Origin of the sequence: Myroides sp. DW712, assembly GCF_046557355.1 — a bacterium.
Lineage (GTDB): Bacteria > Bacteroidota > Bacteroidia > Flavobacteriales > Flavobacteriaceae > Flavobacterium.
In genome coordinates this window covers 70,911-92,525 of record NZ_JBKFDO010000019.1, presented here as the reverse complement: position 1 = coordinate 92,525, position 21,615 = coordinate 70,911, and the positions used below count along the sequence as shown (strand labels likewise).

26 protein-coding genes and 2 riboswitches are annotated in these 21,615 nt (G+C 38.4%); of the genes, 17 read left to right on the top strand and 9 right to left on the bottom strand.

Annotated features, from left to right (window positions below; all coding sequences use genetic code 11):
- Positions 1-175 precede the first annotated feature (175 nt).
- From ACLJX0_RS13370 to ACLJX0_RS13340, 7 genes are all read left to right on the top strand, one after another.
- Positions 176-739, top strand: coding sequence for a 1-acyl-sn-glycerol-3-phosphate acyltransferase (locus ACLJX0_RS13370; protein ID WP_410881077.1), 564 nt, complete (start codon positions 176-178; stop codon positions 737-739).
- Positions 740-980: 241 nt separating this feature from the next.
- Positions 981-1,310 (top strand): hypothetical protein, encoded by a 330-nt coding sequence (locus tag ACLJX0_RS13365; RefSeq protein WP_410881076.1) that lies wholly within the window; start codon positions 981-983, stop codon positions 1,308-1,310.
- 219 nt (positions 1,311-1,529) lie between these two features.
- Positions 1,530-1,985 carry a 50S ribosomal protein L13 gene (gene rplM / locus ACLJX0_RS13360; protein WP_036462661.1) on the top strand — a complete coding sequence of 152 codons (456 nt, stop codon included), beginning with the start codon at positions 1,530-1,532 and terminating at the stop codon, positions 1,983-1,985.
- The gene (rpsI, locus tag ACLJX0_RS13355) at positions 1,985-2,371 is read left to right on the top strand and encodes a 30S ribosomal protein S9 (protein ID WP_002987796.1); all 387 of its coding nucleotides are present in this window, start codon (positions 1,985-1,987) and stop codon (positions 2,369-2,371) included. The genes rplM and rpsI overlap by 1 nt, the downstream gene beginning before the upstream one ends.
- Positions 2,372-2,511: 140 nt before the next feature.
- Positions 2,512-3,255 carry a 30S ribosomal protein S2 gene (gene rpsB / locus ACLJX0_RS13350; RefSeq protein ID WP_410881075.1) on the top strand — a complete coding sequence of 248 codons (744 nt, stop codon included), beginning with the start codon at positions 2,512-2,514 and terminating at the stop codon, positions 3,253-3,255.
- Positions 3,256-3,361: 106 nt separating this feature from the next.
- Positions 3,362-4,327 carry a translation elongation factor Ts gene (tsf, locus tag ACLJX0_RS13345; protein ID WP_410881074.1) on the top strand — a complete coding sequence of 322 codons (966 nt, stop codon included), beginning with the start codon at positions 3,362-3,364 and terminating at the stop codon, positions 4,325-4,327.
- A gap of 88 nt (positions 4,328-4,415) precedes the next feature.
- Complete coding sequence (locus ACLJX0_RS13340; protein WP_410881073.1) at positions 4,416-5,597, top strand: dicarboxylate/amino acid:cation symporter; 1,182 nt, start codon at positions 4,416-4,418, stop codon at positions 5,595-5,597.
- Positions 5,598-5,802: 205 nt separating this feature from the next.
- Here ACLJX0_RS13340 and ACLJX0_RS13335 read toward each other — a convergent pair whose 3' ends face one another.
- A complete protein-coding gene (locus ACLJX0_RS13335) occupies positions 5,803-6,120 on the bottom strand; it encodes a hypothetical protein (RefSeq protein WP_410881072.1) in 318 nt (105 codons plus the stop codon).
- A gap of 83 nt (positions 6,121-6,203) precedes the next feature.
- Positions 6,204-6,300: riboswitch (TPP riboswitch) on the top strand.
- Positions 6,301-6,362: 62 nt separating this feature from the next.
- Between ACLJX0_RS13335 and thiS the strand changes: the two genes are divergently transcribed.
- The 8 genes from thiS to ACLJX0_RS13295 are packed head-to-tail and all read left to right on the top strand — an operon-like array spanning position 6,363 to position 13,011.
- A complete protein-coding gene (thiS, locus tag ACLJX0_RS13330) occupies positions 6,363-6,569 on the top strand; it encodes a sulfur carrier protein ThiS (RefSeq protein WP_410881071.1) in 207 nt (68 codons plus the stop codon).
- Between the two features lie 46 nt (positions 6,570-6,615).
- Positions 6,616-8,433, top strand: coding sequence for a phosphomethylpyrimidine synthase ThiC (gene thiC, locus ACLJX0_RS13325; RefSeq protein WP_410881070.1), 1,818 nt, complete (start codon positions 6,616-6,618; stop codon positions 8,431-8,433).
- Position 8,434: 1 nt separating this feature from the next.
- Positions 8,435-9,067: a thiamine phosphate synthase gene (locus ACLJX0_RS13320; RefSeq protein WP_410881069.1), complete on the top strand. Its 633-nt coding sequence runs from the start codon at positions 8,435-8,437 to the stop codon at positions 9,065-9,067.
- On the top strand, positions 9,034-9,786 hold the full coding sequence (locus tag ACLJX0_RS13315) for a hydroxymethylpyrimidine/phosphomethylpyrimidine kinase (protein WP_410881068.1): 753 nt from the start codon (positions 9,034-9,036) through the stop codon (positions 9,784-9,786). The genes ACLJX0_RS13320 and ACLJX0_RS13315 overlap by 34 nt, the downstream gene beginning before the upstream one ends.
- On the top strand, positions 9,779-10,399 hold the full coding sequence (gene thiE / locus ACLJX0_RS13310) for a thiamine phosphate synthase (RefSeq protein ID WP_410881067.1): 621 nt from the start codon (positions 9,779-9,781) through the stop codon (positions 10,397-10,399). The genes ACLJX0_RS13315 and thiE overlap by 8 nt, the downstream gene beginning before the upstream one ends.
- Positions 10,396-11,166, top strand: coding sequence for a thiazole synthase (locus ACLJX0_RS13305; RefSeq protein ID WP_410881066.1), 771 nt, complete (start codon positions 10,396-10,398; stop codon positions 11,164-11,166). Before thiE ends, ACLJX0_RS13305 begins: the two co-directional genes overlap by 4 nt.
- Positions 11,167-11,169: 3 nt before the next feature.
- Positions 11,170-12,297, top strand: coding sequence for a 2-iminoacetate synthase ThiH (gene thiH, locus ACLJX0_RS13300; protein ID WP_410881065.1), 1,128 nt, complete (start codon positions 11,170-11,172; stop codon positions 12,295-12,297).
- A gap of 3 nt (positions 12,298-12,300) precedes the next feature.
- Positions 12,301-13,011: a HesA/MoeB/ThiF family protein gene (locus ACLJX0_RS13295; protein WP_410881064.1), complete on the top strand. Its 711-nt coding sequence runs from the start codon at positions 12,301-12,303 to the stop codon at positions 13,009-13,011.
- Positions 13,012-13,024: 13 nt separating this feature from the next.
- On the opposite strand, the gene aat is transcribed toward ACLJX0_RS13295, so the two are convergent.
- Genes aat through ACLJX0_RS13280 form a run of 3 tightly spaced genes read right to left on the bottom strand, consistent with a single transcriptional unit; the run spans position 13,025 to position 15,100 of the window.
- Positions 13,025-13,669 (bottom strand): leucyl/phenylalanyl-tRNA--protein transferase, encoded by a 645-nt coding sequence (gene aat / locus ACLJX0_RS13290; protein WP_410881063.1) that lies wholly within the window; start codon positions 13,667-13,669, stop codon positions 13,025-13,027.
- Positions 13,670-13,713: 44 nt separating this feature from the next.
- Positions 13,714-14,205 (bottom strand): DUF3127 domain-containing protein, encoded by a 492-nt coding sequence (locus ACLJX0_RS13285; protein ID WP_410881062.1) that lies wholly within the window; start codon positions 14,203-14,205, stop codon positions 13,714-13,716.
- A gap of 22 nt (positions 14,206-14,227) precedes the next feature.
- Entirely contained in the window at positions 14,228-15,100 is an 873-nt protein-coding gene (locus tag ACLJX0_RS13280; protein ID WP_410881061.1) for a flavin reductase family protein, read from the bottom strand.
- A gap of 309 nt (positions 15,101-15,409) precedes the next feature.
- On the opposite strand from ACLJX0_RS13280, the gene ACLJX0_RS13275 reads away from it, so the two are divergent.
- A complete protein-coding gene (locus ACLJX0_RS13275) occupies positions 15,410-16,552 on the top strand; it encodes a sensor histidine kinase (RefSeq protein WP_410881060.1) in 1,143 nt (380 codons plus the stop codon).
- Positions 16,553-16,634: 82 nt separating this feature from the next.
- Here the strand turns inward: ACLJX0_RS13275 and ACLJX0_RS13270 are convergent, their stop codons facing one another.
- Both ACLJX0_RS13270 and greA read right to left on the bottom strand, forming a co-directional pair.
- The gene (locus ACLJX0_RS13270; RefSeq protein ID WP_410881059.1) at positions 16,635-17,024 is read right to left on the bottom strand and encodes an HIT family protein; all 390 of its coding nucleotides are present in this window, start codon (positions 17,022-17,024) and stop codon (positions 16,635-16,637) included.
- A gap of 18 nt (positions 17,025-17,042) precedes the next feature.
- A complete protein-coding gene (greA, locus tag ACLJX0_RS13265; RefSeq protein ID WP_410881058.1) occupies positions 17,043-17,519 on the bottom strand; it encodes a transcription elongation factor GreA in 477 nt (158 codons plus the stop codon).
- A gap of 155 nt (positions 17,520-17,674) precedes the next feature.
- Between greA and ACLJX0_RS13260 the strand changes: the two genes are divergently transcribed.
- Positions 17,675-18,121 carry a hypothetical protein gene (locus ACLJX0_RS13260; protein ID WP_410881057.1) on the top strand — a complete coding sequence of 149 codons (447 nt, stop codon included), beginning with the start codon at positions 17,675-17,677 and terminating at the stop codon, positions 18,119-18,121.
- Between the two features lie 43 nt (positions 18,122-18,164).
- Here the strand turns inward: ACLJX0_RS13260 and ACLJX0_RS13255 are convergent, their stop codons facing one another.
- The 3 genes from ACLJX0_RS13255 to pnuC all read right to left on the bottom strand — a co-directional run bounded on the left by ACLJX0_RS13255 (position 18,165) and on the right by pnuC (position 21,615).
- Entirely contained in the window at positions 18,165-20,345 is a 2,181-nt protein-coding gene (locus ACLJX0_RS13255) for a TonB-dependent receptor (RefSeq protein WP_410881056.1), read from the bottom strand.
- 73 nt (positions 20,346-20,418) lie between these two features.
- Positions 20,419-20,507: riboswitch (TPP riboswitch) on the bottom strand.
- Positions 20,508-20,603: 96 nt separating this feature from the next.
- Positions 20,604-21,002, bottom strand: a complete 399-nt coding sequence (arfB, locus tag ACLJX0_RS13250; RefSeq protein ID WP_410881055.1) for an alternative ribosome rescue aminoacyl-tRNA hydrolase ArfB — start codon at positions 21,000-21,002, stop codon at positions 20,604-20,606.
- Positions 20,995-21,615 (bottom strand): nicotinamide riboside transporter PnuC, encoded by a 621-nt coding sequence (gene pnuC / locus ACLJX0_RS13245; RefSeq protein WP_410881054.1) that lies wholly within the window; start codon positions 21,613-21,615, stop codon positions 20,995-20,997. Before pnuC ends, arfB begins: the two co-directional genes overlap by 8 nt.

The window sequence follows — 21,615 nt, the reverse complement described above, 5'->3', positions numbered from 1 at the left end:
ACGGATTTCCACACCCTCCTACACCAAACCTCACCAAATCACACCAAATCACACCAAACCACAACCAACCTCACCCAACCCCAACCAACCAAACCAACCAAACCAAGACGGATTTCCATCCGCTTCTATACCATTCACAAAAAACTCGTACTTTTGCGTCCAATACATTGATTACATGAAAAAAGCGATAGGAAAATTAATGTTGGCTGTCACAGGATGGAAACTAGTGGTTCACGACGAATCGTTCAAGCAAGAAAAGAAAAGCATACTCATTTGTGTACCTCACACAACTAACTGGGATTTCTACTATAGTTTGGCTTGTTTTTGGGTGTTGGGTATGCCCTTTAAAATTTTCATTAAAGACTATTACACCAAATCGTGGTTTGGTTTTTTCTTTAAAGCGATTGGCTGTATAGGCGTAGACCGTACAAAGAGTCAGAACTTAGTGGAATACGCCGTACAAATCATTGAAGAAGCGGATGAAATTGCTTTGATTAATACCCCAGAGGGAACCCGTTCATTTTCGCCTAAATGGAAACAAGGATTTTATCACATTGCCAAACAGACAAACATACCGATTGCCCTATGCTATGCCGATTACAAGAAGAAACAATGCGGGATAATGAAGTTAGTGAAAGTCGATACTAAATCTTTTGAGGGATTGCTCGATGAAATTGCGCCCTACTATAGTCCAAAAATGGCAAAATACCCGGAAAATTACAATCCAAAACTCTACTAATCTCTTTCATCACACAATGAAAAAAATTTGTATTCTATTCTTTTGTTCTTTACTATTTCTACAGTGTACAAGCATAAAACCTAAACACGACCAGACCATCCTTGCGTTACAACTTTGTGCGCTTTATGGTTCCGATCAGAGCATACGTTCCAAGACCTTTGCACAAAAGAACAGGGAGCTCTTACCCCTTCTTGATTCAATTAACTTTTCAAAACTAGTCACCTTTGTTCAAACTCACGGTATGCCGAATGAACAATTACTAGGTACTTCGAATTACCATGTTGAATGTGTAAAACTTGCAGCTTTTTCTATTCTCTTACACAATCCAGACAAACTCATACAGAATGAAACTTATTATACGGTATTCTTAAACGAAGTACACGCAAGACGCATGAAACCTGAAGTTTTTGCTTTGCTTATCGACAAGTACTATTGGTCAAGAGGAGAGCACTTGGTTTATGGCAGTCAATTTGGGGCTCCTTGTATGGATGACAAAGCGTTAGTTAACCAACGAAGAAAGGTCTTAGGACTAGGAGAATTAGAGGACACGGCGTTCAAAATATGCGAATAAGTGGATAATTTTAAAAAGATATCTTTTATAGGATCGGCTTTTGGACAATAATAGCGTAAAAAAAAGAGCAAGCTCCTTACTTCAAACAAATTACAAATCAGCGATTTAATAGCAAATAAAAGCAAAAAACAGTCCAATGAATTTGTATAATAAAAGAAATTATGTAATTTTGCACTCCCTTAATTGGGAATGGAATGTTTAATTAAATACAAAATTATTGTGGAAAGTTTAAGCTACAAGACTGTATCAGCAAACAAAGCGACTGTTCAAAAAGAATGGTTAGTTGTAGATGCTGAAGGCCAAAATTTGGGTCGTCTTGCTTCTAAAGTGGCAACACTTTTAAGAGGTAAGCACAAGACAAATTACACGCCGCACGTAGACTGTGGAGACAACGTAATCGTGATCAACGCAGAAAAAATCAACCTAACGGGGAACAAATTAGATGACAAGACTTACATCCGTCACACAGGTTACCCAGGAGGACAAAGATCTTTAACTGCTAAAGTAATGCAACAAAAAAATCCTGCATTATTAGTAGAGAAAGCAATCAAAGGGATGTTGCCTAAGAACAAATTAGGAGCACAATTATTCCGTAATTTAAATGTTAATGTAGGCGCTGAGCACAAACATGGAGCTCAACAACCTAAAGCCGTTAATTTAAACGAAGTTAAGTAATGGGAGTTATTCACAAAATCGGTAGAAGAAAGACCGCTGTTGCTCGTGTTTATGTTTCAGAAGGAACAGGAAACATTACAGTAAACAAAAAAGATTTTAAAATTTATTTCCCTACAGGTACATTACAGTACAAAGTATTACAGCCTCTTACACTTACAGAGAACGCTGAGAACTTTGACATCAAAGTAAATGTATATGGTGGAGGAACTACAGGACAAGCTGAGGCAGTGCGTATGGCAATTGCAAGAGCGATGTGCGAAATTGATGTTGAAAACAGAGCAGTTCTTAAACCAGAAGGCTTATTGACTCGTGACCCTCGTATGGTTGAGCGTAAGAAATTCGGTCAGAAGAAAGCTCGTAAGAGATTCCAATTCTCTAAACGTTAATATTTATTTATTATTAAAAAATCTAGGTTTTTGTTGCGCACTTGCATTTTTTGTAAGAAGTAGTTTAGCATCTAAATGGTTGAGACCGAGTAATCGCTACTGAATCATTGCTAAAGTAACAGAACGTAAACTATTAGAAAATGGCAAACAAAGTAGAAGTTAAAGAATTACTAGAAGCAGGTGTTCATTTCGGACACATGACTAGAAAATGGGATCCAAACATGGCTCCTTACATCTATATGGAGCGTAATGGTATTCACATTATCAATCTATATAAAACTGCAGCTAAAATTGAAGAAGCAAATGAAGCTTTGAAAAAAATTGCTGCATCAGGAAGAAAAATCCTTTTCGTTGCTACAAAAAAGCAAGCGAAAGACATCGTAGCTGAAAAAGCAGCTGCAGCTAACATGCCTTACATCACAGAAAGATGGCCAGGTGGTATGTTAACAAACTTCGTTACTATCCGTAAAGCGGTTAAGAAAATGGCTTCTATTGATAGAATGAAAAAAGACGGTACATTTATGACGCTTTCTAAGAAAGAGCGTTTACAAGTTGAGCGTCTTCGTGCAAAATTAGAGAAAAACTTAGGTTCTATTGCTGATATGACTCGTCTACCAGCTGCTCTATTTGTTGTAGATATCAAAGCTGAACACATTGCGATTAAAGAAGCACAAAAATTAAACATTCCGATCTTCGCTATGGTGGATACGAACTCTGACCCACGTCAGGTTGAATACGTAATTCCAGCAAACGATGATGCTTCTAAATCAATCGATAAAATTTTATCTTTAGTTACTGCTGCAATTATCGAAGGTAATGCAGAACGTAAAACTGAAAAAGAAGAGGCACCAGCTGTAAAAGCAGATGCTGAAGCTAAAGCATAATTTTTTAACAATATCATAAAGTCGTTATGCTGATGGATGTTTACCTTTGTATACAACTGTCCGTAACGACTTTTTTTAATTTATTAACTCTATAAAGATTACTACAATGGCAAATATTACTGCTGCAGACGTAAACAAGCTAAGACAACAAACAGGTGCCGGAATGATGGACTGTAAAAAAGCTTTAGTTGAGGCTGAAGGAGATTTCGATAAAGCAATCGAAGTTTTACGTAAAAAAGGACAAAAAGTTGCTGCTAACCGTTCTGACCGTGAGTCATCAGAAGGAGCTGCTGTAGCTTTCGTTAACGCTGACAAAACTAGAGGTGTTGTTATCACATTAAACTGTGAAACTGACTTCGTAGGTAAAAACGAAGGTTTCCAAGCATTAGCAAAAGAATTAGCTGAAAAAGCAATCAACTTCAATACAAAAGAAGAATTCTTAGCTTCAGCATACAATGCTGAAATGACAATTGCTGACAAATGTATCGAGCAAACTGGAGTTATCGGAGAGAAAATCGAAATCGGTTCTTTCGAAGTATTAGATGGAGCTTTCATCGGTTCTTATGTACACGGTAACAAAATTGCTGCTATCACAGCTTTATCTTCAGCAGTAGCTAAAGCAGAAGAAATCGCAAAAGACGTTTCTATGCAAGTTGCTTCAATGGGTGCTGAGACATTATCTTACAAAGATTTTGACGCAGATTTCATCGCGAAAGAAACAGAAGCTCGTATCGCAGTTATCGTAAAAGAAAACGAAGAATTAGTACGTTTAGGTAAAACACTTAAAAATGTACCTCAATATATTTCTTACGCTCAACTTACTGAAGAAGTATTGAAACAAGCGGAAGAAGATGCTAAAGCTGAATTAAAAGCTGAAGGTAAACCTGAAAACATCTGGGATAGAATCTTACCTGGAAAAGTTGCTCGTTTCATCAGTGATAATACAACTTTAGACCAAGAGAAAGCATTATTAGACCAAAACTTCATCAAAGATGAATCTAAAAAAGTGTCTGACTATGTACAAGCTTTTGGTGTTGAGATCACAGGATTCAAAAGAGCTACATTAGGATAATATTTTTCCTAAAAAAATTAAATATTCAAACCTCAAGCATTTTGTTTGAGGTTTTTTTATTTATTTTCGTATTTTTAAACAAAAAAACATGAAACTCATTAAGAACAGTTTACTATTACAAATTGTAATCGCTATTGCCTTAGGAACCTATTTAGGTGATCTTCTACCATTGGGTATGAGTCGAATTTTTAGCACTTTCAATGCTATCTTCGGGAATTTTTTAAATTTTATCATTCCGTTGATTATCGTGGGATTAATTATTCCAGCCATTGGCAATATTGGCAAAGAAGCAGGTAAGCTATTGCTCCTTACCACAGGATTAGCTTATGGCTCTACCCTACTCGCTGGTTTTAGTTCGTATACTGTTTCTATTAGCATCTTTCCACAATTACTTAAAAATCAATCAGCTAAGCTAGCCATTGAAGCTGAAAACGTGCTCACTCCTTATTTCACTATTGAAATTCCAGCATTATTTGATGTGATGAGTGCTTTAGTATTGGCTTTTATCGTGGGGATTTGTCTTTCAAAAGGTCCTTTTACGCATTTAAAAGGGGTTTTTAACGAGTTTCAATCTATTGTTATGTCTATTATAGAAAAGGTTATTATTCCTTTCTTACCACTCTTTATTTTCGGTGTATTTTTAAATATGTCGTATAGTGGTCAAGTCTTTGTTGTTTTGGAAACCTTTTTGAAGATTATCGGGGTTATTTTTGCCCTTCATATTGTATTCCTTGTATTTCAATACTGCATTGCTGGTTGGGTAGTCAAGAGAAACCCGTTTTTGCTGATGAAACGCATGCTACCCGCTTACTTTACTGCTTTGGGGACGCAATCTTCAGCAGCAACAATTCCCGTCACCTTAGAATCAACCCTAAAAAATGATGTCAACCCTAAAATAGCGGGTTTTGTGATCCCTCTGTGCGCAACCATTCACTTAGCAGGAAGCACACTAAAAATTGTTGCATGTGCCATTGCCTTAATGCTGATTCAACATACACCTATTGATCCGCTAGCCATGATTGGTTTTATCTTCATGCTTGGTGTCACTATGATTGCCGCTCCAGGGGTCCCTGGAGGAGCAATTATGGCCGCTTTAGGGGTTTTACAATCGATATTAGGTTTTGACACGGATCAACAAACCTTGATGATTGCACTCTATGTCGCTATGGATAGTTTTGGAACTGCGTGTAACGTTATGGGGGATGGTGCGATTGCACTAATTGTAGATAAGATAGGTATGGAAACCGATGATGTAGCAGCAGAACACTAATTAACTAAAAATCATATAGATACAAAAAAAGTCAGAAGCAATCTTCTGACTTTTTTTGTATCGTATTTCCATCAGCCTTATACATACAAAATGTAGGAGGCCTACAATTGCAAGCACAAACATCTGATATACTGATTCCACCTCTATCATATTGCAACTGCAAAAACACTTCTTTTTTTAAAGTACAACATAAAACAACAATACTTTAAATTCCCTTTTTACTTTGGTTTCTTTGTTGGACGTACAATGCGTATTTCTTGGTCATTTTTTTATAATAATATCCATTCATCGCCCACATCAATGGGCCGTAAATCACAATTCCTCCCAAGATCCAAATACCAAAAGCCAAGGTTAATCTAGACCACGTTAAGAGATAATTTGTCTCTAAGAAATAAGTCAATCCTTCAACAAAAATCAGCATGATCAAACCAAAAACACCGCCTTCTAGAAGACAATACTTGAGGCGTCCCTTTTTCCTTCTCCTCTCCCAATCAGTCATAAATTTCAGCTCTGATCTTTTCATAAGTTGTTCATTTTTAGTCGAATTTAACATTTTAAACGAAATAATCCAACATTTGCTTCCTATAAAATAATCCTTATATTTGCCTTCAACTTTAGGGGTGTCTACATTGTGTAGGCTGAGATTTTACCCTTTGAACCTGATCTAGTTCATACTAGCGTAGGGAAAAGTAAGATGACTTCATTTGGTACATCCTGTACTGCTGTGTAGCCATTCCTAAAGTTATGTACTAAATACAACAGGGAATGGAACTACAAATCAACAATCAAAAAATTCACTTGGCACAATCGGAAGTAAGTATTCAATTGCTGCTTGACCTCCATTGGTCTACGCCACAAAAAGGCATTGCTGTTGCAGTCAATGCTCAAGTTATTGCTAAAGCCGACTGGGAGACGTATCTTTTATCGGAAGCAGATGACATTTTAATTATCACAGCTACCCAAGGCGGTTGATTCCATTTCAACATAAAAACTACAACCTGTAATTAAATAACTGAACATGGAACAACACGAAAAAATTTCACAAACCCCTTTTCCTAATTCGAAAAAAATTTATGTTGAGGGAACCTTATTTCCTATTCGCGTAGCGATGCGCGAAATTACACTGAGTGATACCAAACTCAGTCAAGGTGGAACAGAAAAAAACCCTCCCGTAACGGTGTATGATACCTCAGGTGCGTATACGGATGAGCAATTGGATATCAACATTAAAAAGGGATTGCCACGTCTGCGTGAATCTTGGATCACTGATAGAGCAGATGTCGTTGTATTGGATCAACTGACTTCAGTCTATGGACAAAAAAGAGCCGAAGATCCTACATTGGCGCACTTGCGCTTTGAATTTACCCACAAGCCCAAAGTGGCCAAAGCGGGCAAAAATGTTACTCAATTACACTATGCTAAACAAGGGATTATCACAGCAGAGATGGAATATGTTGCAATACGCGAAAATCAGCGTATTGCTGAACTAGAAAAGGTATCGCCTGCTCTAAAACAGCAACATGCAGGACATAGCTTTGGAGCAAATACACCTAAAAATTATATCACACCAGCATTTGTGCGTGATGAAATTGCTGCGGGACGTGCCATTATTCCAAACAATATTAATCACCCAGAAAGCGAACCAATGATTATTGGTCGCAATTTTTTAGTGAAGATCAATGCCAATATCGGCAACAGTGCGGTAACCTCAACCATTGAAGAGGAAGTAGAAAAGGCGGTTTGGGCGTGTCGCTGGGGTGCCGATACGATTATGGATTTATCCACTGGTAAAAACATACACGAAACGAGGGAATGGATTATTCGCAATTCTCCTGTGCCGATTGGAACCGTACCGATTTACCAGGCCTTAGAAAAAGTAAAAGGCGTAGCCGAAGATTTAACCTGGGATATTTTCAGAGATACGTTGATAGAACAAGCTGAACAAGGCGTATCCTATTTCACCATTCACGCAGGTGTACTCTTGCGCTACATTCACCTAACCGCTCAACGCGTTACAGGCATTGTCTCTCGAGGTGGATCCATTATGGCAAAATGGTGCTTGTTTCACCACCAAGAAAACTTTTTATATACGCACTTTGACGAGATCTGTCAAATCATGAAGCAATATGACATTGCTTTTTCATTAGGCGATGGCTTACGACCTGGCTCAATTGCCGATGCCAATGATGCTGCCCAATTTGCAGAATTAGAAACCTTAGGTGAGCTGACGAAAATTGCTTGGAAGCACGATGTTCAAGTCATGATTGAAGGACCAGGACACGTGCCTATGCATCTCATCAAGGAAAATATGGAAAAACAACTACGCGATTGTGGTGAAGCACCTTTTTATACTTTAGGACCGTTAACTACAGACATTGCTCCTGGCTACGACCACATTACCTCTGCCATTGGCGCGGCAATGATTGGTTGGTATGGAACGGCCATGTTGTGTTATGTAACACCTAAAGAACATTTAGGCTTGCCCAATAAAAAGGATGTAAAAGACGGCGTGATTACCTATAAATTGGCGGCTCATGCTGCGGATTTAGCCAAGGGACACCCAGGAGTTCAATACCGAGATAATGCCTTGAGCAAAGCGCGCTTTGAGTTCCGTTGGGAGGATCAATTCAATCTATCCTTAGATCCTGATACGGCACGAGAATTTCACGATGAGACCCTACCAGCAGACGCCGCTAAAGTCGCGCATTTCTGTTCGATGTGTGGACCTAAATTCTGTTCGATGAAAATCTCCCAAGAAATTCGCGATTCAGCCGAGCAAGGAATGAAAGAAATGGCAGAAGAGTTTATCAAAGCAGGAAAAGAAATCTATTTGTAAAATGGTTGTGATTACTCCTGAATATAATCACCCAAAAGAACTAAGCCTCGCCAATGAAATGTTGGCTAGAGGCTTGCCTCTTTTGCATATTCGAAAGCCTTATTGGACATTTGAACAGCTGGAACATTGGGTGGAAAAGATTAGTTATCAACATCAAGATCGCTTGGTTATTCACATTCCAACTCCAGTTATCAACAATTGTTTGAAAGTTTTTAAACAATATAGTCGACTTATCAACAGCATAAAGGCTCAATACGCCCACTTATCAACAGAAAATTGTTCACTTGTTAATAACTACATGTCAGAACTGCCCTATTTGTCAACAAGTGTTCATAACTCTACCGAAAGTAAACAGTTATCAACAAGGCATCGACGCGCATTTCTCAGTCCTGTTTTTACGAGTATCTCAAAGCGCGGTTATCATCCGACTATTGATTGGACGTCAATTTTACAAGCGTGGGAATTCCCTTGGATTCAAACGGTGGCACTCGGAGGAATTACACCGGAGTATATTCCGATCATCCAAGCCCAAGGCTTTGACGATTTTGCTGTACTAGGCGCCATTTGGCAAGCCCAAGAACCTTTAAAAATTTTTGATTTATGCCACAACCAAGACCATTTATTCTTTCCCTAGCGGGTTTTGACCCCTCTGGAGGAGCAGGTATTATAGCCGATATGAAAACCTTTGAAAACCACCAGGTATATGGGATTGGGGTTCTCACAGCCAATACAATACAAACTGAAGACTCCTTTATTGACATTCGATGGGAAAAACGAGACTATATCCTTCATCAGCTGGAAAACATCCTTCAACGCTATCAACCACAAGTTATTAAAGTTGGCATTGTAGCATCTGGAATTGAACTATTACACTACATCGATGTGATAAAACGCTATACTCCCCAAGCGTTTATCGTTTGGGATCCCGTTTTGCGTTCTAGTACACAGTTTGATTTTACAGCACATATAGACCAGCCAACCCTGCTGAGCATTCTCAACCAAATTGACCTCGTCACACCCAATTATATGGAGATAGATCGATTAATTACTACCCGTGCTACTCCTATAGAAAAGGCGGAGTCTCTTCGTGGGGTTTGTGCTGTTTTGCTCAAAGGAGGTCATCACCCCAAAACCAAAGCAATGGACCAACTGTTTACTGCAGAAGAAATTCATACGTTTTATCCGCAACAAGTTTTCTCTTCTACCAAACATGGTACCGGTTGTATCTTATCCGCTGCGATTGGGAGTTATATCGCCTTAGAGTATCCCTTGTTTCAAGCGGTACGCAAAGCGAAAAAATACGTGGAGCACATTCTTTCTTCTAATTCATCTTTACTTGCCTATCATGTTTAATCCTATTCAATACATCAGTCAGGGCGATACCCCTCAAGAGCAATTGTATCACATCGAATCTGTTTTAGATGCAGGGCAACAATGGATTCAATTTCGATTTAAAGATACGCTCTCCTCTATTCGTTGGAAAACCGCAGAACAGGTTAAAAAATTATGTATTCCTTATAAGGCCACGTTAATCATCAACGATGATGTTGACTTAGCTTTGGCTATTGAAGCCGATGGCGTTCATCTTGGGTTGCAAGATTTGTCCGTTACACAAGCTAGGCGAATGCTTCCTCATCAGATTATAGGAGGAACAGCCAACACTTTACAGGACGTCCAACAACGCATCGTTGAATCTTGTGATTATATTGGACTCGGACCGTTGCGCTATACACCAACCAAAAAAAAACTAAGTTCCTTATTGGGGTTTGAGGGATATCAACAACTCCTCACCGCATTAACCCCGAAAGAGAGGCGAACACCTCTTATAGCCATTGGTGGCATAACGTTGGAAGATGTTCCCATACTCCAGCAACTAGGCCTATCGGGTATTGCAGTATCGAATTTACTTCATCAAGCCCCAGACCCTCATCAAATAATACAACAACTCCAAACCTATTATCTATGAAACCTCTACAACTTGGTGATAAAACCTTTCAATCTCGATTATTCGTAGGCAGTGGTAAATACGGCTCCAATACCTTAATGGAAGCCGCTACCTTAGCCAGTGGATCCGAATTTATTACTGTTGCGTTAAAGCGCTTGGATTTACTACAAGAAACCCCTGCCATGTTGACTCATTTGAGACATCCGCATTTGGCTTTACTACCCAATACCTCTGGAGCTAGAAATGCAAAAGAAGCTATTCTTGCTGCTCAATTGGCTCGTGAAGCCTTAGAAACCAATTGGATTAAAGTCGAAATTCACCCTGATCCTAAATATTTATTGCCTGATCCCATTGAAACGTTGGTAGCAACAGCAGAACTAGCCAAACAAGGTTTTTACGTCTTGCCTTATATCCATGCAGACCCTGTCTTGTGCAAACGATTAGAAGAAGTTGGCACTACTGCTGTCATGCCTTTAGGTTCGCCAATCGGGACCAATAAAGGATTAAAAACGTTAGATTTTTTAGAAATTATCATTGAAAATAGTCGTGTTCCCGTTATTGTAGATGCGGGTATTGGTGCTCCTTCTGATGCTGCAAAAGCTATGGAACTTGGAGCGGATGCCGTTTTAGTCAATACCGCTATTGCCGTAGCTGGAAACCCTATACAAATGGCTGAGGCCTTTAAACTAGCCGTTCAAGCAGGAAGAATGGCCTATGAATCAAAATTAGGTTTGATTCAACCCCATGCCCAAGCTTCTAGTCCACTTACCTCTTTTTTATACCAATAACCAATGACTTTTTACGACTTATATCAATCCTATTCCTGGGACAGCATCAAACAACAAATTGAATCCACTACTACAGCAGAAGTGAAACAAAGTTTATATCGTCCCAAGAAAGATTTAGTTGATTTTATGCATCTCATTTCGCCCGCCGCTCGTCCTTTTTTGGAGCAAATGGCACAAATGAGTCAGGAATTAACGCATAAGCGCTTTGGCAAAACCATTCAGCTGTATGCCCCCATGTATTTAAGCAATGAGTGTCACAATATTTGTACCTATTGTGGATTTAGTTTAGACAATAAAATCAAACGAAAAACCTTAACACCTAGTGAAATAGAACAAGAAATCCACCTGCTCAAACAGCAAGGCTATGATCACATTTTGTTGGTCACTGGAGAAGCCAATCACACGGTGAACCTAGCGTATTTTGAACGCGCGATTCAACAAATCCGCCAACAGTTTTCGATGCTTTCTATTGAGGTACAACCTTTGGAGCAAGACGAATATGAAGTATTGGCTCAACTAGGGGTATATGCGGTTTTGGTGTATCAAGAAACCTATCACGAGGCTGTATATAAACACTATCATCCCAAGGGAAAGAAATCGAATTTTCGCTACCGCCTAGAAACCCCCGATCGCATTGGACAGGCAGGCATACACAAAATTGGATTGGGTGTTTTATTGGGACTTGAAGATTGGCGTGTGGATAGTTTTTTTACCGCTTTACACCTCGATTACCTTCAAAAGAAATATTGGCAAACCAAGTACTCTATTTCCTTTCCTCGGCTTCGTCCTGCTGAGGGAAATGTTGAACCCAACTTCATCATGGAGGATATAGATTTATTGCAACTGATGTTTGCCTATCGCCTTTGGAATGAAGATATTGAGTTATCGATTTCCACGCGAGAGAGCGAGCACTTTCGAAATAACGTCATTGGACTAGGGGTTACTGCTATGAGTGCGGGTTCCAAAACCAACCCAGGCGGATATAGCGTAGACCAAGGTTCTCTAGCCCAATTTGATATTTGCGACAATCGCTCCACCGAAGTTATAGCAGCTCTGATTCGCTCCAAAGGCTACGAAGCGGTTTGGACGGATTGGAATCACAGTTACGCTCATTTTTCACGAAAAGAATAAACCATGTTAGAAATACACGATTTTTTGCGCTACAGTCGCCCGATGAGTTTAGCAGAAGTTGGCACAACAGGACAACTTAAACTAAAAGAAGCCAAGGTACTCGTTATTGGAGCAGGTGGGTTAGGTTCACCCATTTTGACGTATTTAGCTGCCTCGGGTATTGGGCATTTGGGTGTTATTGACTTTGATCGCGTAGAAGTACACAATTTACACCGTCAAATTCTCTTTACCGAAAGCGATATTGGACAATACAAGGTAGCTTGTGCGGCCAAACGCATCCAACAGCTCAATCCTCATCTTGTTTTTTATCCCTACCAAGAGCGATTAACTGCGACCAACAGTGAAGCTATATTTTCTTCTTTTAACTATATCGTAGATGGAACTGACAATTTTGAAACGCGTTATCTTGTCAATGATATATGTGTGAAATTGAACAAAACACTGATTTATGGGACTATTTTAGGTTTTCAAGGACAACTAGCTGTATTTAATCACAAAGGATCGAAACATTTACGGGCAATTTTCCCAGAACCTCCAAATCCCAAAGACGTACCCAATTGTAGTTTACATGGGGTATTGGGTACTTTTCCTGGTATTATTGGCACGATGATGGCTCAAGAAACCATCAAAGTAATTTTAGATCTTCACCCCTTACACAATCAGTTGTTACTGATTGACACTTTACATTGGAACATTCAAGCGGTAAACTTTTAGCGCTTGAATGATTCTATATGTTTAGGTATTCCATATAAGCTTCGCGAGGAATTTCAATTGCCCCGAGTAAGGCTAAATGAGGATTATACACTTGACAATCTAATAATCGATAATTTTCTTTTGCAAGTTTTTCAATCAAACGATGAAAAGCTATTTTACTAGCATTAGATACCAAAGAGAACATACTTTCCCCGCAAAACACACCGCTGCCGACATCTACCCCATATAATCCACCAACCAATTGACCGTCTTGCCATACTTCAACGGATTGAGCATACCCCATTTGATGCAAGGTACAATAGGCCTCCAACATCTCATCTGTAATCCAGGTTCCATTTTGTCCTTCTCTTTTTACTGTTTGACAATGGGTAATCACCTGTTTAAAGCACGTATTATACGTCACGTTAAAAATGCCTCTATTGAGGATATTCCGCATACTCTTGGAAGGTTTAAAATGCTGTGGAACAACGACCATTCTCGGATTCGGCGCCCACCAAGTAATGGGTTCACCCTCTTCAAACCAGGGAAAAACTCCGTGTTGGTAAGCCAAAAGCAACCAATCAGCTGTGAGTGCACCGCCGATGGCTAAAATTCCAGATTCATGTGTTGTTTCTACTGGCGGAAAACCAGGATATTTAGGGTCTAAAATCGCTATCATAAAGAAAAAAAATCCCCAACCTTAAGATTGGGGATTTGTATCAATTAGAATGGTAAATCATCGTGATCCTCCTCCGTGAATGACGGTGCTGGAGGGAACTGTTGTGTTTGAGGCGCTTGTGGCGCTTGTTGTGCAAACTGATTTGGAGTTCCTTGATTCCCTTGGTAATTTTGGTTGAATCCTCCTGCTTGTTGTGCAGGTTGTCCCATATTCGGTTGTTGCATGTATTGATTTTGCATTGGTTGTCCCATTCCTTGTGCAGGCATGTTACGCTCAATTCTCCAACCTTGAATCGTATTGAAATAACGTACTTCACCTTGTGGAGACGTCCACTCTCTTCCTCTTAAGTTAATCGATACTTTTACTGGCTCTCCAATTTGAAAGCTATCCAATAAATTTACTCGATCTTGTGTAAACTCAATTAAAATATCTTGTGGATATTGTTCTTCCGTAGTAACCACAAGTTCTCTTTTTCTAAAGCTTGAGCTAATATCTTGTGGCTGCCCAATCACCTTAATTCTTCCTATTACTTCCATTATATCTTTTTTTTCCTGATTGTTACTTTGCTAATATCATATTCCAAGCCAAAGGTACATTATTTTCCTCTAAATACTTTTTCGCTTGCTTAAATTTCTTTTCAAGATCTCCCGATTCAACAATTGCTTTTGCTTCCACATTCGTAGATAAAAAAGCTTGAATTTCTTCGGTTGTAGGCAAGTGTTCTACGTTTCCTAAGATTCCTAAATCATTACCTGAAAACACCAAACTATCAATTGCTTCTTGCGGGATAATATCCACACCTAACCCCAAGGTTGTCAATGGTTTTTCTACCTCAAACATCCCTTGATTGGCACGGCTATACCAGTTGCCTCCCATACGAGAAACAAGGTCAATTTTATGTTGATCGATCCCTCCTTTTTCATTGAGAATGGCCTCATCAATATGCATTTTCACTACTTCGCAGATCACTAAATTCCCTGCTCCGCCTTCCATTCCTAAGCCAATTACTTCTTGGACAATACACTCAAACTGAACGGGACTTTCTTTCACGCGGAATGGTCGAACTTCTTCCGATTCGATCATCGTAAAACCAGCTTTGATGAACTCATTCACCCCATCTTTATATTCCGTACTTGATAATGAAGTTTGTTGTACCATATCGTAATTCACTACGTTAATCACCACTTGCATGGTTGCTTGAACATTGAACAACGTATGCTTACACGTATTATCACGTACTCTTCTAGAAGGTGAAAAAACTAAGATCGGTGGATTTGCACTAAATAGGTTAAAAAAACTAAAAGGGGATAAATTGGGTTTTCCATCAGCATCAACTGTACTAGCTAAAGCAATAGGTCTTGGCCCTACAGATCCTTGTAAAAAACCTTGCAATTCAACAGTTGAAATATCTTTTGGGTTTATTGTTTTCATTTTATTTTTTCTTTTTAGGTAGAGGAGTAAAGGTAAGAAAAGCAGATTGAACCACAAAAAAACACAAGAAACAAACCGAAAATTTAAAGGATATTTTTTCTTTTTACTTTCCTGTTATTTAAAAAATTACAACATAACGAGATAAACAAAGTAGGATTTTTCAACTTAAACAAGGATTCATTCTACTAAAAAACTTTTTTTGCGTTTGCGTTCAGCGCCACGTCACTATCATTCAAGCTAAAAAGCTCACAGGACCGAAAGAGTATCCCTTTTTTTAATTACCTTTAAATCTCTAAATTAATAGTCATCTTGAAAATAGAAAGAGAACTTATCCGTTGGATCCTCATCGCTACTGCCTTTGTGGTTTTGTTGCTTATTCTTTGGAATACGTATTCTTTTTTTCAGACGTATAAAGAAGAGGAGCGCATTAAAATGGAAATTTGGTCTACGGCATCCAATACCCTCAATGATGCGAATCCTCAAGACACCAATTTGGAACTTCCCTTGTTAATCCTAACCAATAATACGACGATTCCCATCATACAAACTAATGATCGAGACAGTATTTTGGCTATGGTGAATGTGCCCTTGAAAGTTCAACAAAATGAAAAAGAAGCTACAAACTTTTTGCGCAAGCTCAAACATGAAAATGCGCCAATCGAAGTGGAAGTGGGCAAGCAAAAGCAATACTTGTACTATGGTAATTCTTCTTTACTCTTAAAACTCAAGTACTATCCGCTAGCATTAATTCTAATCTTTGTTTTTTTCACGGTGTTAATTATCATTTTCTATCGCAGTAATAAAATTGCTGCACAGAATCGCTTGTGGACGGGGATGGCTAAAGAAACGGCGCATCAAATCGGAACTCCCTTATCTTCTTTATTGGGATGGATTGAGCTTATGAAGTTAGAAGAGGTCAATCCTGTTATTGTCGAAGAAATCGAAAAGGATGTGAAGCGCTTACAAACCATTGCCGATCGTTTTTCTAAGATTGGTTCAAAACCACAGCTAACTCCAATAGATATCATCGCTGAAACGTACAAAACCTATGCGTATTTTCAACAGCGTTCCTCCAAGCAAATTACCTTTAATTTTATAGCTCCTGACTGTGAAATCAACGTTTTACTCAATCCAGAATTACACAGCTGGACGATTGAAAATCTAATTAAAAATGCAATTGATGCGACAAAAGGCAAAGGTCAAATCGAACTTGTTATTTCTGAAATGGGTCCGTTTGTTCAGCTTTTCCTCACGGATACAGGAAGTGGGATTCCGAAGAAGAAATTTGAAAAGATATTTGAACCAGGTTATACATCAAAAAAACGAGGCTGGGGTTTGGGATTATCCCTATCACGGAGAATTGTAGAAGAGTATCAAGATGGAAAAATCAGGGTCCATCACTCCGAACTAGGCAAAGGAACGACCTTTGTGATTACGTACAAAACAGTCTAAAAACAGCGATCAATCCAATAAAAAAGCAGTACCACACGGATGTCGTACTGCTTTGTGTTTTTTCGATTCTCTTTGGTGAGAATTATACGTATTGTTGTACTTTTTTTACGATTTCTTCAAACTCCGCAGGGCTTAAGCTTTCTTTTTTACTAAAGCGAATATCCTCCATGGTTTGTAGCGGAATTAAATGCACGTGTACATGCGGCACTTCTAATCCTACGACAGACATTCCAATGCGTTGACAAGGAACTGCTTGTTCCAAGGCTTTCGCAATTTTTCTTGAGAATTTCATCAATTCTACATAGTGTTCTTCTTCCATGTCAAAGATTTTATTAATCTCTTGCTTTGGAATACACAGGGTATGTCCTTTAGCATTGGGATTAATATCTAAAAAAGCTAAGAACTGATTGTTTTCAGCGATTTTGTATGCTGGAAGCTCTCCCTTGATTATTTTAGTGAAAATTGAACTCATACGTACGGTGTTTTAAAATTAATCTCTTGAAATTTCAAGAATCTCAAAATTCATTTGTCCATTAGGTACTTTAATCTCTGCAATTTCACCCACAGATTTCCCTAATAATCCCTTCCCAATAGGAGAAGTTACAGAAATTTTTCCTGCTTTTAGATCTGCTTCACTTTCTGCTACTAAGGTATACGTTAAAACCATACCATTAGATTGGTTTTTAATTTTAACTGTTGAAAGTACCAAGGCTTTTGATTCGTCTAATTGAGACTCGTCAATAATTCTAGCACTGGCTACTACTTCTTCCATTTTCGCAATTTTCAGTTCCAGTAACCCCTGTGCTTCTTTTGCAGCATCATACTCCGCATTCTCCGATAAATCCCCTTTGTCTCTTGCATCTGCAATTGCTTGTGATGCTTTTGGACGCTCTACACTTTTTAACTGCTCTAATTCATCCTTTAGCTTTTTCAGCCCCTCAGCAGTGTAATACGAAATTTTACTCATAATTAACTGGTTTATATAAATAGAAAAAATCCCATGAAACGGGATTTTCTGGTGCGTAAAAATATTTTAATATTTATTTAAATAAATTATCTAATTCTGTATTGTCTACTTGTCAAAGTTAATTAATTAAATTTGTTTTACAAATATTTTATGCGATGAAAAAAATTTTATTCTTGCTTCTGATGCTATTAATTAGCTTCAGTTGCTCCAAAGATAGCGTGCGATACAGCAATCCATATTTACCGAATAATCCCGTTTCTATTTTTATTGATCTTAATCTACCAGCCTACGATAAATTAAAATTCCCGAATAACTCGGTTATCATCGAAAATCAAGGTGTTTTAGGGGTAATCATCTTCAATGCAGGGCCTTATTATCTAGCCTATGATATTGCTTGTCCAAACCATCCCGTAGACCGCAATTGCTCACGAATGAAATTGAATAAACCCGGGGATATATTCCTCACCTGTACTTGTGAGCAACATCCGACGCCACTAGAGTACAGTCTACTTACAGGGACTTCTCAAACCCCCGGAGCACAATATCGACTCCAATTCTATAACGTTATTCAAAAAGGCACTACGTTAAGTATTAATTACTAAAGCAACAAAAAAAGGATGATCTAGTTGACCATCCTTTTTTATTTTAAAACTTCAGCGTTACACCTGCCAAAATATTGAACGTAGCTTGAGGATAGTATCCTGCTCCATCAATGGCTTGTGTACCATCAAAATCCGACCAATAATATCCATTCGACACATATTTTACATCAAAGAGGTTATTGGCTAAAACGGATACACCAATGCTTCTAAACCATTTTTTCACAGGAAACTCATAGTTCAAGCTCAAGTCATTGACAAAATAAGAATCGAGTTTCGAATTTTTTGCTTCGATATTTGACATATACTGCTCTCCTACAAATTTCGTGAGTAAGGAAACACTCATTCCATCCACTGGAGTATACGTTATTGCATTGGAGGCAATGAAATCAGGAGAGAATGCGATGGACTTGGTTCCAAAATACTGCATTTCTCCTTCCCATAAATAGGATAAGTTTTTGTTTTTATTGGTACTTACTGTTATACTTGGGTTCCAGTACCATTTTTCCAACACTTTTACTTGGGCATCAATTTCAATTCCTAAACGATAACTGTCTTTGATATTTTCACGTACCGATGCTCCCACATCATTCAATTGTCCTGTTAACACCAATTGATCTTTATACTTCATATAGAACGCATTCACATTCAAAGCCGTACGCTCTGTCTGCAATCTCCAGCCCAATTCAAAATCGTCTAATTTTTCTGCTTTCGGCAGTTGATCAAGCTGACGTTCTTTATAATCCGTACGATTCGGTTCTTTATTAGCTCTAGCATAGGAGAAATAGAACTGATTTTCTTCATTCGCTTGGAAGGTAATTCCCGCCTTTGGATTAAAGAAATTAAATTTTTCGTTTACTAAACCCGTTTCTTCTCCGTTGGCTTCATAGGTTACGCGTCTGTATTGTAGATCACCAAACAAGCTCCATTGAGCTGTAAATTGCCAAGTTGCTTTACCAAAAAAGTTCAAATCTGTTTTGACGGCATGATCGCGATAATACTCTTGTTTATAGTCGAATTTAACTGGTTCTTTTGCCCATAAGACTGAACCAAAGTGATCTCCTTCATATTTATTGGCTCCTCCACCTACAACAACATTCCAAGCCGCTGTTTTGTAATTGGCATTAAATACCATCCCATAAAAATGATTATCTAACCCTTTTCTACGAATTAAATCAGATTTAGCAATTTCATTTCCATCAACGAAAACAGAATCAAAACCGTAGTCTTTCAAGGCTTGTTTTTTCTTGTAGTTTTCGTAGTACCCATATCCTTTGGTATAATGTAAGGATACGTTAGAACTCCACAAATCAGACCAGCGCTCACTCCAATGCAATTGATAGTGATCTTGTTTGTAATTGTCGGTTTCATTGTTGTAGAATTGCGTATTACCTTCGTCGTCTTTATATTTTCCAGAAGGATTGTAACGTCTACCAAACTCGTCTATTTCCTCTTGAGATACGCCATTCCACGCTTGATATGTCTTTTGTTTTCCACCGAATACCAAGGCTTTAATCAACGAAGTATTGCCCACATATACCCCTTGCAAGAAATAAGATCTCAAATCAGAAGAGGCGCGATCAATATAACCATCCGAATGAATATCCGAAAGACGCCCAGCGATCTCAAATTTATCATTGATTAATCCTGTACTAAATTTAACCGTTGATTTACGCGTATTATAGCTTCCGAATGAATTGGCTATTTCACCATTGGCTTCTTGTGCATAGTCATCGGTCTTTAAATTTAGACTCGCACCAAATGCAGCCGATCCATTGGTTGACGTACCTACACCGCGTTGTAGTTGCAAATTTTGAACAGAAGAGCCAAAATCGGGCATATTTACCCAAAACGAACCTTGAGATTCTCCGTCATTGTATGGAATTCCGTTTAAGGTAACATTTACCCGTGTTCCATCAGAACCACGTACACGGAAACTCGCATATCCAATTCCATTTCCAGCATCCGTTGTTGTTACTACGGATGTCATTTGCGACATTAAGACGGGAATATCTTGTCCTAGATTTCGTTTAGCCAATGCCGTTTTGGACAGGTTTTCATAGGCAATCGGTGATTTTCCATCCACGCGAACGGCAGACAGAATAATTTCATTTAAGGCGGTTTTTTGAATAGAATCTTGCACAACCTTATCTTGTGCCTGAGTAGGCAACGTTACACTAAGGCCTAAGCCAAAAATAAATAGTGATTTTACAGTTAGTTTTTTCATTCGTAAAAATACTTTCACAAATAAAAGGGGCAATTATTGTTTGATTAATAATTACACGTTCCCATGCAAGGTAGTACTTGCTTTATATATTCCCTTGGCAGCATTACCTGCCCAGGTTCTACGGGTATGATCTCAGCCTGTTCGGCACCCCTTTGAGATTTGAACTGCAAATATAGGCAGTATTATTTAGAATAAAAATAAACGTTTAACTCTATCTTTTTTATTTTCACTGGCATCCAAGCGTATCCTTCCAAAGGATTAAAAGATGCGTTTTCGCAACTCTTTTTTCAACGATATTTTCTTTTTATTCTCTTTATTTTTTCGTATAACACTTTTAGGCACCTTCGTTTCTTTACGGATTTTTTGCTGCACCAATGCAGTCTTCAATAAAGCTACTAATTTTTGGATGACCAGTTCCTTGTTTTTTACTTGGCTTCTCGTATCTTCTGCACTTAAAATTAAGAGCCCCTCTTTTGAGATATAATTACTCAATTTTCTTGCTAACCTACTTTTCTCCTCCTCATTAAACACCGTTGAATCTGCGAGTGGCCAAAACAACACCACTTTAGAAGACACTTTATTGACATGTTGTCCTCCGGCACCTCCACTTCGAACGGCTTTAAAATTTAACTCTCGTATTAATTCTTGTTTATTCATGTTTTTGTTTATCTAAAATTTTGTACCAAGCCACATAAGCCTGAATCACTAAAACAGTAAAAATAATAAATTGAAGCGCTAAAATCCCCAATCCACGATACGCATAAAGCGGAACGGATATTATATTTCCAATAAGCCACAGGGTCCAATTTTCAATTTTCTTCAATGCCATATAGTACATTCCTAAAAAGAAAACCCCTGAAGTAAAAATATCAACATAATTTTCGGGTGCGATTGGCGTATCCGTCAAACGATACACGGCATACACAATAGCAATGGTAAACAAGAAAACAAGTATCCCCCTTCCCTTTTCTTTCGTATTGGTTCGACTGATGCGCACTACTTGATCTCCTCCCTTTATTCTAGACCAATTATACCAACCATAGATACTCATACAAGAATAATATCCATTGAGAATCATATCGCCTAAATAACCGGCTAAATAGAGCAAATAGACCGTAATTACCGTTGCTATTAAACCCGTAGGATACACGAGTATGTTTTCTTTGCCCGCATACCAAACACTCAGGATACCGAAAATAAAGACGATACCTTCTAAGCCAATGTTCAGCCAACTCGTCTCCCGATAGGCTCCAAAGAAAAACTCAATCAT

Excerpts from the sequence above, each read along its gene's own strand:
- ACLJX0_RS13285 (WP_410881062.1), bottom strand. The coding sequence starts at position 14,205 with ATGGAAGTAATAGGAAGAATTAAGGTGATTGGGCAGCCACAAGATATT.
- ACLJX0_RS13320 (WP_410881069.1), top strand. The coding sequence starts at position 8,435 with ATGGTTGTGATTACTCCTGAATATAATCACCCAAAAGAACTAAGCCTC.
- arfB (WP_410881055.1), bottom strand. The coding sequence starts at position 21,002 with ATGAATAAACAAGAATTAATACGAGAGTTAAATTTTAAAGCCGTTCGA.
- thiE (WP_410881067.1), top strand. The coding sequence starts at position 9,779 with ATGTTTAATCCTATTCAATACATCAGTCAGGGCGATACCCCTCAAGAG.
- ACLJX0_RS13280 (WP_410881061.1), bottom strand. The coding sequence starts at position 15,100 with ATGAAAACAATAAACCCAAAAGATATTTCAACTGTTGAATTGCAAGGT.
- tsf (WP_410881074.1), top strand. The coding sequence starts at position 3,362 with ATGGCAAATATTACTGCTGCAGACGTAAACAAGCTAAGACAACAAACA.
- aat (WP_410881063.1), bottom strand. The coding sequence starts at position 13,669 with ATGATAGCGATTTTAGACCCTAAATATCCTGGTTTTCCGCCAGTAGAA.
- ACLJX0_RS13315 (WP_410881068.1), top strand. The coding sequence starts at position 9,034 with ATGCCACAACCAAGACCATTTATTCTTTCCCTAGCGGGTTTTGACCCC.
- rpsI (WP_002987796.1), top strand. The coding sequence starts at position 1,985 with ATGGGAGTTATTCACAAAATCGGTAGAAGAAAGACCGCTGTTGCTCGT.
- ACLJX0_RS13370 (WP_410881077.1), top strand. The coding sequence starts at position 176 with ATGAAAAAAGCGATAGGAAAATTAATGTTGGCTGTCACAGGATGGAAA.
- ACLJX0_RS13260 (WP_410881057.1), top strand. The coding sequence starts at position 17,675 with ATGAAAAAAATTTTATTCTTGCTTCTGATGCTATTAATTAGCTTCAGT.
- thiS (WP_410881071.1), top strand. The coding sequence starts at position 6,363 with ATGGAACTACAAATCAACAATCAAAAAATTCACTTGGCACAATCGGAA.
- thiH (WP_410881065.1), top strand. The coding sequence starts at position 11,170 with ATGACTTTTTACGACTTATATCAATCCTATTCCTGGGACAGCATCAAA.
- ACLJX0_RS13340 (WP_410881073.1), top strand. The coding sequence starts at position 4,416 with ATGAAACTCATTAAGAACAGTTTACTATTACAAATTGTAATCGCTATT.
- thiC (WP_410881070.1), top strand. The coding sequence starts at position 6,616 with ATGGAACAACACGAAAAAATTTCACAAACCCCTTTTCCTAATTCGAAA.
- ACLJX0_RS13255 (WP_410881056.1), bottom strand. The coding sequence starts at position 20,345 with ATGAAAAAACTAACTGTAAAATCACTATTTATTTTTGGCTTAGGCCTT.
- ACLJX0_RS13335 (WP_410881072.1), bottom strand. The coding sequence starts at position 6,120 with ATGAAAAGATCAGAGCTGAAATTTATGACTGATTGGGAGAGGAGAAGG.
- pnuC (WP_410881054.1), bottom strand. The coding sequence starts at position 21,615 with ATGATTGAGTTTTTCTTTGGAGCCTATCGGGAGACGAGTTGGCTGAAC.
- ACLJX0_RS13305 (WP_410881066.1), top strand. The coding sequence starts at position 10,396 with ATGAAACCTCTACAACTTGGTGATAAAACCTTTCAATCTCGATTATTC.
- ACLJX0_RS13295 (WP_410881064.1), top strand. The coding sequence starts at position 12,301 with ATGTTAGAAATACACGATTTTTTGCGCTACAGTCGCCCGATGAGTTTA.
- ACLJX0_RS13270 (WP_410881059.1), bottom strand. The coding sequence starts at position 17,024 with ATGAGTTCAATTTTCACTAAAATAATCAAGGGAGAGCTTCCAGCATAC.
- greA (WP_410881058.1), bottom strand. The coding sequence starts at position 17,519 with ATGAGTAAAATTTCGTATTACACTGCTGAGGGGCTGAAAAAGCTAAAG.
- rpsB (WP_410881075.1), top strand. The coding sequence starts at position 2,512 with ATGGCAAACAAAGTAGAAGTTAAAGAATTACTAGAAGCAGGTGTTCAT.
- ACLJX0_RS13365 (WP_410881076.1), top strand. The coding sequence starts at position 981 with ATGCCGAATGAACAATTACTAGGTACTTCGAATTACCATGTTGAATGT.